Genomic DNA, 13,900 nt, shown 5'->3' on the forward strand with positions numbered 1-13,900 from the left:
ATGTTCAGCGTCTTGCAGGGCCCCACCTTTAGAAAGCTCTTTGCGGCCCAGGTTATCGCACTAGTCGGAACCGGTCTCCTCACAGTCGCCCTCGGACTCCTGGCCTTCGACATCGCAGGGGATGCGGCAGGCGCGGTCCTCGGCACGGCCCTGACGATCAAGATGGTCGCCTACGTCGGACTTTCCCCGGTGATCTCCGCAGTCGCCGCCCGCATCCCGCGCAAGCCCCTGCTTATCGGCGCCGACCTCGTGCGCGTCGGCATTGCCGCCTGCCTGCCGTTTGTCACACAAACCTGGCAGATTTACGTTCTGATCTTTATCCTCCAATCCGCCTCCGCCGCTTTCACTCCGGCCTTCCAGTCAACGATCCCCGCGATCCTGCCGGAGGAGCGCGACTACACCAAGGCCCTGTCGCTGTCCCGCCTCGCTTACGACCTGGAATCCGTCGTAAGCCCAATGCTGGCGGCAGCCCTGCTGACGGTGATGAGTTTCCATAATCTCTTCGTCGGCACCGCTCTCGGCTTCGCAGCTTCTGCGCTTCTTGTGGCCCGAACTGTCCTGCCTGCCGCTCCAATGCGCGCCGAGTCTCCGTTCCGCGAGCGCCTGACCTGCGGTGTTCGCCTCATGTTCGGCCTCCGGGAGCTGCGCGGGATCCAGGGCATCAACCTCGCCGTCGCCGCTGTGCAGTCGATGGTGATCGTTAACACCGTGGTCCTCGTGCGCGACTACCTCGACCGCCCGCAGTCGGACGTCGCGGTGCTGCTTGGCGCGTTTGGTGCCGGCTCGATGCTGGTGGCGCTCGCGATGCCGCGGCTATCGCGCACGTTCCGCGACTTCCGCATGATGCTCGCCGGGGCCACCGCCGCCGTCGCGCTGTTGGGCGTGTTTGGGCTCGCCGTCCCTTCGCTTGCCGACGCCCCCTCGGCCCCAACCGCCACCACCTCCTGGGCGTTGGTGCTGGTTGCCTGGCTTGTTCTCGGTGCTGCGGTGTCGTTGATGCTGACACCATTGTCGAACGTCATTGCCGGTGCAAGTACCGAGTCGACCCGTCCGGCACTGTTTGCGGCGCAGTTTTCGCTGTCGCACGCGTGCTTCCTCATTACCTACCCGCTGGCTGGTCTGGCGGGCTCAGTGCTGGGACTTTCGGCGACGTGCGCAATTTTGGTGGGTGTCGGTGCCCTTGGCGTCGCAATTGCCGCACGAAATCGGTAAGCACCGTCCTCACCGCCCACGTCGCCCGCGCTGCCCACAATTTTTGCCAGCTTTTTGTAGGAAGTAGCGCCAAAAATCGGGTTACTTCCTACAAAAAGCTGGCAAAAAGTGAATGAGGAGAGGGGGACTCCCGAGTAGGCGCAGTAGCCTATGAAATGTGAACGAAAACCAGGAAACGTCTAACCAGGCAGACTTCAACCAGTCCACCTCTCAGCAGTTCCCCTCGGAGGTAACGGCAGCCCTTATCGTCGATGAGCTGGTCCGCCTCGGAACCGTCGATGCTGTGGTGTGCCCGGGGTCCCGCTCGGCACCGCTGGCCCGCGCACTGGTTCAGGCCGCCGACGCGGCCCGTCTGCGTCTGCACGTGCGCATTGATGAGCGCTCCGCAGCCTTCCTCGCCCTGGGCCTGGCGTCGCAGACGCGCCGAATCACCCCGATTATTACGACCTCGGGCACGGCCGTCGCCAACTTGGCCCCCGCTATGGTGGAGGCCACCGCGTCCGGTATCCCGCTGCTGGCCCTGACCGCGGACCGTCCCGCGCACTACCGCGGCACCGGAGCAAACCAGACCATCGTGCAGGATCGACTCTTCGCAGATGCCTCCGTCGTGGAGTTTGACCTGGACGGCACCCACGAGGTCACCGCCGCCGTCGCCGCGCAGATTCGCGCACGCGTCGATCGCCTGGCCGCCGCGATGCTCGGCGGGGTCGATGCTTTCTCGGGGGCGGGGCACCTCAATGTCCGCTTCGTCGAGCCGCTCGTGCCTAACGACGACCACGTCGCCGCCATCCCCGAAGGCCGCGCAGACGGAGGTCCCTGGACTCGCATCGGCGCAGGTGAGGTCGGTTTGGACAGCGCCATTGCGGCCAATGCTCCGGCAGTCGCAACAATCGACCTTTCCCGCCGCACTCTCGTGATCGCGGGCTCGAACGCCCCACACCTGCCCGCCCTGGAGGATGTCCCGACCATTGCGGAGCCGAACTCGTATGCTCCCGCAGTGCCGGTGCATCCGCTGGCGGCTGGTACCTTCGCGCAGATCCCTCCGGAGCAAATCGTGCTGGTTGGCCGTCCGACGCTGCACCGTGGCATCGCCAAGCTGCTGGCGAACCCAGACATCGAGCTGACGGTAGTGGCGCCCGCCGCAAACCACGGCTCCGGCGCGGAGTATCCGGACGTGACAGGCAATGCCCGTGCCGTCGTAAAGCAGGTAAAAGCAGTGGGCGAGCAGGACCCGCAGTGGCTGAAGATTTGCGAGGCGGCGAGCGAACTGGCGGTCAACGCGGTGCGTCAGACGCTCACCGAGTCGATTGAGGCTGACGAGCCGCTGACCGGCTTCCACGTGGCGGCGGCGCTGACCGACAGCCTGCGCACCGGCGATAACGTGGTGCTGGGGGCGTCGAACCCGGTGCGTGACGTCTCCTACACGGGACTTCCGTTTCCCGGTGTGAACACCTACGCTGGGCGCGGCGCAGCGGGCATCGACGGTACGGTCGCGACGGCAATTGGCGTGGCGCTGGCCTCCGACCGGACGCATGCCGACGACATCCGTCCCCCGCGCACCCTGGCACTCATGGGCGATCTTGCTTTCCAGCATGACTCGGCGGCGCTCGCGATTGGTCCGGGGGAGCCGCGGCCGGAGAACCTCACGATTGTTGTGGCCAACGATGGGGGAGGCGGGATCTTCGAGACGCTAGAGGCCGGGGTGCCTGCGCTGCGCGGCAGCTTCGAACGAATCTTCGGCACCCCGCAGGACGTGGACTTCTCCGCGCTGTGCGACGCCTACGGCGTCGACTACGTCCACGTGGACCGACTGCCGGACCTGCTGGCGCAGCTGCACCCGGACACCGACGTGGAAGGAATCCGCGTCGTGGAGGTGCGGACTACCCGCGCGACGCGTCGGCAGCTGCACGCGAAGCTGGCCTACAATTCTCAGTTGGATAACGCCAGCTAAGGCGTGCCCGCTAAAGAATCGACTGTGAAGACTTAAGGAGGGAGGAACGAGATGCCGTCGTGGAGAATGTCCCTGGCGGGCTGGCCGCGCAGGCTGCGGCAACTGATCCTGTTCCTCCTGATCTGCTTGATGGTGTCGTGCGCCGGGATGATTGTCGGCAGTTTCCTCAACGACCGGGCTATCAACGCGAACATGGGTGAGGCCATCGCGAATGTGCGCTCGGTGGAGCTGCTGCGCACCACGGTGGACTTCGTCGACGACAACGGTGACTTCCAGTCCCCGCCGACGGGGTTGCTCTACCCGGTCGGCCTCGAGGAGGGACAGCGCGTGCGGGTTGAGTACGACCGCCTGGACCCGAATGTCGTGCGCGTGGCCGGGCGGGCGTGGACGTTGTCGATCATTCCCGCTGGCAGCATCGCTGTCGTAGGTCTGCTGGTCGCGGCGCCGCTGTGGTGGCTGTCGGTGCGCGCAACCTTGCGTTCACGAAGAACTTCCGAAAAGGTCAACGGCGGGTCACCGGAGCTTCGAAACGAGTTGGAAAACTAGCACCATGCGCGTTGCCATCATTGCCGAGAGTTTCCTGCCGAACATCAACGGAGTGACAAACTCCGTGCTCCGGGTGCTCGAGCACCTGCGCGAAAATGGGCACGAGGCCCTGGTTATCGCGCCGGGCGCCCGGGACTGGCAGGAGGAGGCCGAGTTTTACTGCGGCTACCGCATCGAGCGCGTTCCCACGGTGATGGTTCCGCTTATTGATTCGCTGCCGATTGGCGTACCTCACGGCAAGGTCGCGGTGGCGCTGGCGAAGTTCAAGCCGGACGTGGTACACCTGGCCTCCCCATTCGTGCTCGGAGGAGCGGGGGCGCTGACAGCGAAGGCGATGGGCATCCCGGTGGTGGCGGTCTACCAGACCGATGTTGCGGGCTTCGCCAAGAACTACAAGCTCGCCGGGTTGTCGACCGCGGCGTGGTCGTGGACGCGCGTGATTCACAACGCGTGTGCGCGCACCCTGGCGCCGTCGTCACCGACTATTGAAGATCTGCGCAGCCACCGCATCCGCCACGTCCATCGCTGGGGTCGCGGTGTCGACGCGGTCCGCTTTACTCCGACGAAGCGCAACGGCAACCTGCGCCGTAAGTGGAGCCCGCAGGGCAAGTTCATCGTCGGCTACGTCGGGCGCCTCGCCGCGGAGAAGTCCGTGGAGCGACTAGCTGTGCTGCGCCACCGCGAGGACATCCAGCTGGTCATCGTCGGCGACGGCCCGGAGCGGCCACACCTGGAAAAGCTCATGCCCGAGGCCGTCTTCACCGGCCAGCTCACCGGCGACGATCTCGCCGAGGCCTTCGCCAGCCTCGACGTATTCGTCCACACCGGTGACTTCGAAACCTTCTGCCAGGCTGTCCAGGAAGCCCACGCGTCCGGTGTCCCGGCCATCGCCCCCAACGCCGGTGGCCCCCGCGACCTCATCACCAATGGAGTCAACGGGCGACTGCTCGAGCCTTCCTCCTTCGCCCGTGATCTTCCGGCCGCCGTGGATTCCCTCCTGCTTGCCGACGATGTCCTTGCCCGCAAGCAGCTCCGCACCCGATGCAGGGAGACGGTGGCCGAGCGTACGTGGACCGCACTCTGCGAGGAATTGTTGCGTCATTACGAGGCGGTCTCTGGTGTCTCGGCAGCTCCGGTCGTAACGGCCGCTCCAGCGCAGCGACACCCTGCGTCCGCGATGTCTTCTGCCGCCTCTATGCAGTCCTCCAAATCCCCTGCGGTGTCCCACGGTAAGGTGACGGACGCGCAGCGGAAGACCGTCGCGTAATCTGGAGTCCGTGTCTAGGGCTGATTTAACAAAGAACCCGCGCGATGTCGCCTCGATGTTCGATGGTGTGGGCAAGAATTACGACATCACCAATACCGTTCTCACTGGCGGCATTGACCACTACTGGCGTGTTCGTACGGCGAAGCGCCTGAATCTTCAGCCCGGCCAGAAGGCTCTCGACCTGGCAGCTGGAACCGCGGTGTCGACTGTCGAGCTAACTAAGTCCGGCGCCTATGTCGTCGCCTGCGACTTCTCCCGCGGAATGCTCAAGGCCGGTGCGCACCGCGATGTGCCAAAGGTCTGCGGCGACGGTATGCAGCTTCCTTTCCCGGACAACACCTTTGACTCGGTGACCATCAGTTTCGGCTTGCGCAACATTGTCGACTACAAGGCCGGGCTGGCTGAGCTGGCGCGGGTGACCAAACCCGGCGGTCAGCTGACAGTGTGTGAATTCTCCACTCCTGTGGTTCCGGTTTTCAGTACCTTCTACAAGGAGTACCTGATGCGGGCTCTGCCGCAGATTGCGAAGGTCGTCTCCTCGAATCCAGAGGCCTACGTATACCTGGCGGAGTCCATTCGCGCATGGCCGAACCAGGCCGAGCTGGCCCGTGATATCAATGCCTCCGGATGGGTTGATGCCGGGTGGCAAAACCTTACCTTTGGCATCGCTGCGCTGCACTCGGCAACCAAACCCGCCTGAGCCACAATTACGCCCAGGGTTTACGCCCGGCGATGCCGTCAAATCCCAGCGATGCCCGGCCCGCAGCCTTCCACAATCGCGCCACGGCATCTCGGTCCTCCTCAGCGACCAGGTTGCCCATCAGTCGCGCAGCCACACCCATGAGCGGCTCGCCCCACGGGGCGCCAATTGTCATCGGGCCAACCGCGGGCAGGAACTTCGGGTAGGTCAGCGTCAGCGCGAGTTTTCTCGCCAACGAGAATCCCTCCCCGTAGTGTCGCTGCAGCAGTGCTGGCCAGGCATGCGTCAGGCCGTCTCGGCCCGCGCCAATCGCGCTGATCAGCTCAACCGCCAGCCGCGCGGATTCCATTCCGTAGTCGATGCCTTCGCCGTTGAGCGGATTGACTAGGCATGCGGCATCACCGAGCAGTGCCCAGTTGGACCCTGCCACATTCGACACCGCGCCGCCCATCGGCAGCAGCGCAGAGGTCACCATCTCGGGTTCGCCCATGGACCATGCCCCGCGCACCTGCCCGTGGTAGTCGCGCAGCAGCTTCTTTACGTTCGCCCGCGCGGGACGCGATGCCGTCGCAAGTGCGCCGCACCCCAGGTTTGCGCGACCGTCGCCAAGCGGGAAGATCCAGCCATAGCCTGGGTGGGTCTGCCCGTCGGCGCCCCGCAGCTCCAGGTGGGAGTGGATCCACTCATCATCCGCGCCCGCTGACGCGTCGGCACGCACGTCCACATAGGATCGCGCCGCCACCCCGAATACACTGTCACGATGCCAGGTCCGCCCCAATTGCTTGCCGACGACACTTCGGACCCCATCGGCCACCAGCAGCCAGCGAGTCCGGATGTGGTGCGTCGAGGTTTCGTCGCCGGGCTTTACGGTGACCCCTGTGACGCCCGGCACTCCTGCGCCGGCACCCGCCTTGCTGATGCTGCCGCGCTCCACGCCAACGACGGGCACGCCGTCGAAAACCTTCGCACCCGCCTCGCGCGCGGCATCTAGGAGAAACGCGTCCAGTTCGGTGCGCGGCATGGCTGAGCCCTCGGAGGGGAAGGGCCCGCTCGGCCACAGCGCGGTGATCGAGCCTCCGAAACCGTGCAGCTTCAGCCCGCGATTACGGGTGCGGCCGAGGATGGCGTCGGCAAGCCCTAGGCGGCGGAGCTCCGCGATGGCGCGCGGCGTGAGGCCGTCCCCACAGGTCTTGTCGCGAGGAAAGACTTGAGAATCGAGCAAGACTACGTCGAGGCCCGCGCGGGCGGCGTGGATCGCGGCCGCGGAACCCGTAGGCCCTGCGCCGACAACCACTACCTCGGCGGAGGAGGGCAGCTGCGCTGAGGAATGGGCACTGCTCCTTGCGACGGGTTTCGGGGAGGGCACGCACTCGTTCGGGCTCGACATCATTGCCCCAGCGTATAACGTTGCGTTGCTAAATATGGGAACTGGCCCCATAGCAACTATGCTCGTAGGGTATCTTCATTTAGCAGATTCTTATCATTTAGACGTGGGTTAGGCAGGACTCGAATGCGTACTGGAGACTACTCCGGGCTTGGTTCCGGAAGTGCTCAGGGCACTGGTGCAGAGAAAAGCGCCGGTTCTTTCTTCGTTGACGAGGCGCTGGAGGCCGCGATCACCGAAGGAATGCGCAAGAGCGAAGAGCTCCTGATTAACGAGCTGGACCAGGGCGAGGAGTTCCTCGTCGAGCGAGTTTCGCATCTCGCGAAGGCCGGCGGGAAGCGCTTCCGCCCCATGTTTACAATGCTGGCCGCGCAATTCGGTGAAAACCCGAAGTCCGAGAACGTCATCACCGCCGCGACCGTGCTGGAGATGACGCACCTGGCGACCCTCTATCACGACGACGTGATGGACGAGGCCGACAAGCGCCGCGGTGTCGACTCCGCTAACTCCCGCTGGGACAATACCGTGGCGATTCTGGCGGGCGACTACCTCTTCGCCACCGCGTCCCGGCTTCTGTCGCGTCTGGGTTCGGAGACTGTTGCCCACTTCGCCGAGACCTTCGGCGTGCTGGTCACGGGCCAGATGCGCGAATGTCTTGATGATTCCGATCTGCAGATTGAGCAGCGTATCGACCGTTACATCAAGGTCATCTCGGAGAAGACCGGCGTACTGATTGCGTCGGCCGGCTACCTCGGCGCGCTGCACGCGGGAGCAAGCGAAAACGTCACTGCCGCGTTGCGCCGCTACGGCGAGCTGATTGGCATCATCTTCCAGATTGTCGACGACATCATCGACATCTCCTCCAACACCGATCAGTCCGGCAAGACCCCGGGCACGGATCTTCGCGAAGGCGTGTTCACCCTGCCGGTCCTCTACGCCCTCCAGGAGGACAGCCCCGCCGCCGCCCGCCTACGCGAGCTTCTCGTGGGCCCTATCACCGATGATGCGCTTGTCGACGAGGCCCTCGACCTCCTTGCGCAAACCAAGGGCGTTGAGCGTGCGCTGGACATGGTCCGCGGGTTGCTCGAGGAGTCGGATCAGGTCATTGCCGAGCTCCCCGATGGGGCGGCGAAGGAGTCCTTGCGCCAGGTGGCGCGTTACACCGTTGAGCGTGTGGGGTAGTTCAAGCCTCGGCCGGTGTAGTTGTGGCGTGCTTGGCGATTGTTGCTTTTAGTGTGCGTTGATCCTAGCGCGTGTCGTTTCTAGCGTGCGTCGTTTCCGAGTTGTGCCGCTGTCGTTTAGTTTATGCTTCCTGACCAGCCGATTTGCTTAGTTTGTTGCTTAGTGGGTAGCATTCCATTCGCACCGTTTAAGAGTGCACGCCAGATTGCCCGAGCGGCCAAAGGGAGCGGATTGTAAATCCGTCGGCATTGCCTACGTTGGTTCGAATCCATCATCTGGCACAGTTTTCCTTTTGAGGGAAGAAAGCGCCCGTCTTTTTGACGGGCGCTTTCGCGGGTTAAAGGACAAAAGTGGGTTAAAGGACAAAATGTGTGTCTTTCCCGGGTGTGTCGAGGTTAGCTGACCCAACCTTTTTGGATGCCGAGGTTGTGCTGGTAGCCGGTGTCGATGGCGGTGTCGTATTCTGCTGGTGCACCGATGTCATTGGTAGTGGCTGTGGTGTCGTGGGCAATCAAGTCTGTTGCTGTGGTAAGTGCGTCTTGACCCCATCGTTGGTCCCTGGCGATTCGTATCGGATCGTCAGGGACTTCTGTGTGTAGGTACAGCCACCAATCAATTACGGTGCGTTGATGTGGTGTTGATAAGCCGCGGTGCCTGCGAGCGAGTTCTTTAATAGGTGCGTTGATGCCGCCTTCCAGGCTGTTTGTTGTTGCGGCCAGCCGGTCCGGGGCGATGGTCTCTGGTGCGGGTTGCAGGTAGGTAAACAGTAGGTTTCTGCGGTGTAGGGACAGCAGTGATTGGTAGGCGGCTCGTACGCGTTGGTGTGTGTACACCCTGGTGTATGCCCCGGTGACGGGGTCGCGGGTGGTGGTTTTCTCGTTCATCCACTCTTTGTAGGTGTGGCCGAAGTTGTGGAGGTGGGTGACCCATCTGGCTGCCTGGTCAAGGTCTGTGATGCGGGTGAGTTTTAGGGCCAGGTGGTAGATGGTTTTGCCGGCGTCGGTGCGGGGTTGGCTGGTGGTGTGGCGTCGGATGGGCGCGTTGGGCGTGGACGAGGCAGCGTTGGATGCGTGTGTCGGGCCAGCAGTGGTGGATTGCTGATTGTGCTCCTTGTCCGCCGTCTATGACTGCGATTAGTGGTGCGGCGAAGGGTCGGATGAGTTCGGTGTAGGCGGCGGTGGTTTCGCCTCTTGCCCAGGTCCAGTTGATGACGTGGGTGTCGTTGGCGGCGATGAGGAGGCATCCGCTTTTGAGGTAGGTGGCGTCGAGGAAGATTTGGTCGTGGATGCGCCAGGTGTCGATGGTGGGTGTGGGGATGATCCACCAGCACCACTGGAATCGATGATGCATGGTTTGTCGTGTCACGCCGTGTTTGGCCGCAATGGCTGACATTGATTGGGTGCCGGTTGCCCAGTTAATGAAGCATGCCATGGTGGCTGCGTTTTTGTTGTGTGTTTGGGTGCTGCGGGTAAAGGAGTGGCCGCAGTGCGTGCATCGCCAGCGGGTTGTTCCTTTGCTGGTGGTGCCGTTTTTCTTTGTGGTCTGGTTGCATAGTGGGCATCGGGGTCGGTTGGTGGTCATTCCTCATATCCAACCGGCTGGGTGTTTAGCATAGGTGCGGTTGGACGTGTGGGATGGTGTGGTCAATAGCTTGTGGGGAGCTATTATCGCGTGGTTTGCAGACCCACTTTTCTTTACTAAGCCCTAACTCCAGTTTGTCGTTGACCCCCAAACTTACTACGCGCATGGTAAGTTGAGGCTTACCTAAGCTCACTCCGGTGGAAGTTTTCCGTTATACCGGTCGGTGAGCGATAGAGATAGATGACATTCGGCTAGGGAGTGTGTGTGGTGTCCAGTAACCCTTTTGATAATGAGGAAGGGACGTTTTTTGCCCTCGTGAATGACCAGGGGCAATACTCCCTCTGGCCGACCTTTGCCGCCGTCCCTTCAGGATGGAGTGTGGCATTAGGAAACTCTGACGAAGGTGAACCCGTCGGAGTATCTCGCAGCGACGCATTAGCTTACATCGAACAACGATGGACCACGTTACAGCCGGTCCGAAAGACAAGGGATTAATTGAGTGTTGTTCTCCCCACGGCGTCGCGTCGCGAGGCGAGCCGTGATGTGTGTGCGATACTGCGGAAGGATTGGAAGTCATCAGCTGCTGCAGTGACTTTCACTTTTGCCGGTGCGCTGCTGAGTTTGCTGCCGGTTCTGCTGTTGGCGCAGGTGATCGACGAGGTCGTCTCTGGCGACGCCATTTCCGGTTTTGGTTTTGTCATGTTCTGGGTGGCTCTGGCTATTGCCGGGTCGGCAGTAGTTTCCGGCCTCGCCGAAGCTTATACGGGGGTCACGATAGCTAGAGTTGTTGCTCGATTGCGCGAGCGGGCCGTGGCATCCGTGCTGAATCTTCCCCCGGCGACAGTTGCGCTGTTTGGGCGCGGTGAGATTTTGGGTCGGGTCGGCGCCGACATCGCAGTCCTGGTGGCTAGCGCTCGCAAGTCAGTTCCCTCAACGCTGAGCGCCTTAATGATGGTCATCGTGGCCAGCATGGGAATCGCTGGTGTCGATTGGCGCTTAGCCCTTGCTGGACTCACCGGCATCCCTTTCTATTATCTGGGGTTGCGTTGGTATCTTCCTCGATCAGCGCCGTTGTACCAGCGACAGCGAAGGCTTGAGTCCGGAGTCATCGGATCGCTGCAAAGCGCAATTGATGGTATTCGGACCGTGAGATCTCATCGCCTCGCCCCTGCCCGGAAAAGCGTCATTAGCTACCATGCGGCAGAATCGCGTGATACCTCTATCGCGTCATTTAGGGTCTTTTCGGGCTTGGTTGGTAGAGAGAATTTTGCCGAGTTCATGGGACTCTCCGCGCTCTCGGTGGTGGGCTGGTTGCTTTTCAAGAATGGAGAAGTATCAGTGGGAGATATTGCTGCCGCTCTCATTCTCTTTCACCGTCAATTCGTGCCCATTGGAACAATTCTTTTCACTTTTGACGAGCTTCAGCGAAGTGGAGCTGCGTTGACCCGCATCGTGGGACTCACCCACTTTGTTCGTCATGACCCTCCGCGTCCACTATCCCAGCAATCAATCCCCACGCAGGCTCCGGTGTTGGATGTGCGAGGCCTGAACTATTCATATTCGGACGGCCCGAAAGTGTTGAAGGGCTTGGATTTTACGGTCGAAGCAGGTCAAACTGTGTGCCTCGTAGGTCGTTCAGGTGCTGGCAAGTCGACTGTCGCCGGAATATTGTCGGGAACCCTGGAGCTTGCAGAACGGGGTGTCATCACCGTCGATGGTCGAGATGTCGTGGACATGTCCGACGAGGAACGCAGTGGGATGTTTTGCGTTGCCGCGCAGGAAAATTACGTCTTCTCAATGAGTGTGAGAGAAAACCTGCGGCTAGCGCAGGAGGCCGCCAGCGATGCTGAAATCTGGCACGCCTTACATCTCACTGGCGCGGATCAGTGGTGCGCCTCTTTACGTCATGAAGACAAACAGGGCTTAGACACAATGCTGGGGGAGGGGGGACTTCATATCGACGCCGTGGCAGCGCAACGGATGGCATTGGCCAGAGTGGCATTGTCGCGGGCTGGCGTCGTAATTCTTGATGAATCGACATCTGAAGGTGATGCTGAGCCCAATGACATGGAGGAAAGCCTTCACCCTTTTGGCATGACATTGGAGGATGCGGCACATGCGGCGTTGAGAGACCGGACCGCCATTGTGATTGCGCACCGACTCAGCCAAGCCAGATCTGCCGATCGCGTGCTGGTGATGGAACGAGGGGAAATTGTTGAAACTGGCTCCCACGATGAATTAATTGGGCAGCGAGGGGCATATGCAGACATGTGGGCGGCTTGGAATGTCTAAAGAGAAACAGCCGATGCCTACTTCTCCACTGGTGACTTTGCGCCAACTTCTTGCAAGCAATAAGCGGCTCATCGCAGTGTGCACTGGCCTGTTGAGTATCTATCAGATGGCAGAAGCGCTGATCGCTGTGTTACTGGGCTGGTTAGCCCACAACCTCATTGCCAGTGACAGCGTGTGGAATCTACTCGTAGGCATCGTAGCGTTAGGAATAGCGCTAGCCACTGTGTCTTTGAGCTGGCAAATTGGTTTTCGAACTTTGCAGAGCGCTTCTGCGCGTACTGCCTACGATCTGAGGGAGAAGCTCGTCGCACGTGTTGTCAGTGATAGCGGGCACGGTCAGAACAAAGATGAGCTCCCCCGTCAAGAGCTGCCCACAGTGATGGGAGAGGATGTTGTCCAGGCGGTGGATATCATTGAAATCGTTCCAGTGGGAATCAGCGCGCTCCTCGGTACGATCTTTTGTACGATTGTTCTAGCGATCATTGACCTTCCGCTTGGGGCGGTAGTTCTGGTTTTGAGTGCCACGGTGTTGATGGTGCTGCAGGGGATGTCGCGAGTTATTGAGCGACGAGCTGAGCAGCAGCAAGCACTATTGGCGCGCGTGACTGCGCGCATGACGGACATTCTGCAGGGGCTACCGGTCATCGCTGGGGTGGCGGGTGCGCACCCTGCCTACAACGGATACACACTGAGATCTGAACGGGCGCATTCAGACGCTCGAAGACTCGCCTGGATCAGCGGTGGCTATGAGGCTGTGGCAGTGGGAAGCAATCTGCTTTTGCTCAGCGTGGTCGGTTTATACGCGGGGTATCGGGCCGTGTATGGGGAAGTCACAGTAGGGGAATTGGTCACGGTCGTCGCGCTTTCGCAATTTATCGCGGAACCAATGCGGCAATGTAGCCGGATGCCCCGCTACATTGGGCTGGCGCGGGCTTCGGTGAGGAGGCTGCAACGCGTATCTCCTCCGCCTGAGCTCCGCGAAGGTTATGCAGTTCCCGCGGCACGGGGGCAGGGTGAAGCCATCCGGATTCATGGTTCAGGCGAAGTGACGTTCACCGAAGGGCACCTCACAGCGGTTCAGTGCACGGCTCGATGGGCAGACGAGGTTATCGACGCCCTCGTGTCTGGGGAGCCGACGATGAAAAACCATCAGAACGATACTTCGCCCGCCTCTTCGCCGATGGAGGTGTTTGTTCGGGGGCGGGATGTTAGGGAGCTGTCGGTGAAGAACTTGCGAGCTAGAATTCTGGCCGAGCCGAGAAATCCTGTGATCTTTGGTTCCACCGTGCGGGATGTTTTGCGGGCAGGCTCGGCGGCAGATGATGCAGGCCGGGTGGAAGACGATGTTCGCATCCTTCATGTCTTGAGCGAATTGGGGTTGGATGAGTTGTCTCAAGGAGGGGATAGTGTTCTGAATCTCGAGCTCACCGAAGGTGCGCGTAATTTGTCTGGAGGTCAACGTCAAAGGCTTGGTTTGGCACGATCTTTGCTAGCAAATCCAGAGGTTTTGGTGATGGTCGATCCTCTGTCGTCTCTGGATTCGGTGACAGCGATGAAGGTGGCGCGTGCGGTGAAAGTGATTCGCAGACATCAGACGACGATTGTCCTTTGTGGGGGTAGGGCATTTCAATCGGTAGCAGGCAAAGTAGCTCATGTGAAGCCATTAGTAGGGTGAATGCGATGTCGATAAAAGGAGTCACTGAGGGGTTGTTGGACTTTTCCATGTAGGTTAGCCTTGCCTTATATGTGCCCGCCTTAGCAAGGTGGTTGGCAGAACTCAGAGAA

The 13,900-nt window shown here is 61.1% G+C and carries 10 protein-coding genes, 1 tRNA gene and 1 pseudogene; 10 read left to right on the forward strand and 2 right to left on the reverse strand.

The genetic code is table 11. The features are described from left to right. The 5 genes from CLAC_RS01645 (at position 1) to CLAC_RS01665 (ending at position 5,676) form a co-directional block, all read left to right on the forward strand. The gene (locus CLAC_RS01645; RefSeq protein WP_053411422.1) at positions 1 to 1,212 is read left to right on the forward strand and encodes an MFS transporter; all 1,212 of its coding nucleotides are present in this window, start codon (positions 1 to 3) and stop codon (positions 1,210 to 1,212) included. Positions 1,213 to 1,369: 157 nt separating this feature from the next. Further along, positions 1,370 to 3,163: a 2-succinyl-5-enolpyruvyl-6-hydroxy-3-cyclohexene-1-carboxylic-acid synthase gene (gene menD, locus CLAC_RS01650; protein ID WP_053411423.1), complete on the forward strand. Its 1,794-nt coding sequence runs from the start codon at positions 1,370 to 1,372 to the stop codon at positions 3,161 to 3,163. 51 nt (positions 3,164 to 3,214) lie between these two features. After that, positions 3,215 to 3,709, forward strand: a complete 495-nt coding sequence (locus tag CLAC_RS01655; RefSeq protein ID WP_053411424.1) for a DUF3592 domain-containing protein — start codon at positions 3,215 to 3,217, stop codon at positions 3,707 to 3,709. Positions 3,710 to 3,713: 4 nt separating this feature from the next. Continuing rightward, on the forward strand, positions 3,714 to 4,976 hold the full coding sequence (locus CLAC_RS01660) for a glycosyltransferase family 4 protein (RefSeq protein ID WP_053411425.1): 1,263 nt from the start codon (positions 3,714 to 3,716) through the stop codon (positions 4,974 to 4,976). Between the two features lie 10 nt (positions 4,977 to 4,986). Next, positions 4,987 to 5,676, forward strand: coding sequence for a demethylmenaquinone methyltransferase (locus CLAC_RS01665; RefSeq protein WP_053411426.1), 690 nt, complete (start codon positions 4,987 to 4,989; stop codon positions 5,674 to 5,676). 7 nt (positions 5,677 to 5,683) lie between these two features. Here CLAC_RS01665 and CLAC_RS01670 read toward each other — a convergent pair whose 3' ends face one another. Further along, positions 5,684 to 7,066, reverse strand: a complete 1,383-nt coding sequence (locus tag CLAC_RS01670; RefSeq protein ID WP_082312995.1) for a geranylgeranyl reductase family protein — start codon at positions 7,064 to 7,066, stop codon at positions 5,684 to 5,686. A 120-nt stretch (positions 7,067 to 7,186) separates the two neighbouring features. Between CLAC_RS01670 and CLAC_RS01675 the strand changes: the two genes are divergently transcribed. Continuing rightward, the gene (locus CLAC_RS01675) at positions 7,187 to 8,242 is read left to right on the forward strand and encodes a polyprenyl synthetase family protein (RefSeq protein ID WP_053411427.1); all 1,056 of its coding nucleotides are present in this window, start codon (positions 7,187 to 7,189) and stop codon (positions 8,240 to 8,242) included. A 199-nt stretch (positions 8,243 to 8,441) separates the two neighbouring features. Then, positions 8,442 to 8,523: transfer RNA gene (locus CLAC_RS01680), tRNA-Tyr, on the forward strand. A gap of 114 nt (positions 8,524 to 8,637) precedes the next feature. Here the strand turns inward: CLAC_RS01680 and CLAC_RS01685 are convergent. Further along, positions 8,638 to 9,823: pseudogene (locus CLAC_RS01685) on the reverse strand (IS1249 family transposase). A 267-nt stretch (positions 9,824 to 10,090) separates the two neighbouring features. Between CLAC_RS01685 and CLAC_RS12210 the strand changes: the two are divergent. The 3 genes from CLAC_RS12210 to CLAC_RS01695 all read left to right on the forward strand — a co-directional run bounded on the left by CLAC_RS12210 (position 10,091) and on the right by CLAC_RS01695 (position 13,790). Continuing rightward, entirely contained in the window at positions 10,091 to 10,318 is a 228-nt protein-coding gene (locus tag CLAC_RS12210) for an MbtH family protein (protein WP_082312997.1), read from the forward strand. A gap of 93 nt (positions 10,319 to 10,411) precedes the next feature. Then, a complete protein-coding gene (locus CLAC_RS01690; RefSeq protein WP_053411428.1) occupies positions 10,412 to 12,115 on the forward strand; it encodes an ABC transporter ATP-binding protein in 1,704 nt (567 codons plus the stop codon). Continuing rightward, complete coding sequence (locus CLAC_RS01695) at positions 12,108 to 13,790, forward strand: ABC transporter transmembrane domain-containing protein (protein ID WP_053411429.1); 1,683 nt, start codon at positions 12,108 to 12,110, stop codon at positions 13,788 to 13,790. Before CLAC_RS01690 ends, CLAC_RS01695 begins: the two co-directional genes overlap by 8 nt. Positions 13,791 to 13,900: the final 110 nt, after the last annotated feature.

It is taken from the genome of Corynebacterium lactis RW2-5 (assembly GCF_001274895.1).
In the GTDB taxonomy this organism is placed as follows: Bacteria; Actinomycetota; Actinomycetes; order Mycobacteriales; family Mycobacteriaceae; genus Corynebacterium; species Corynebacterium lactis.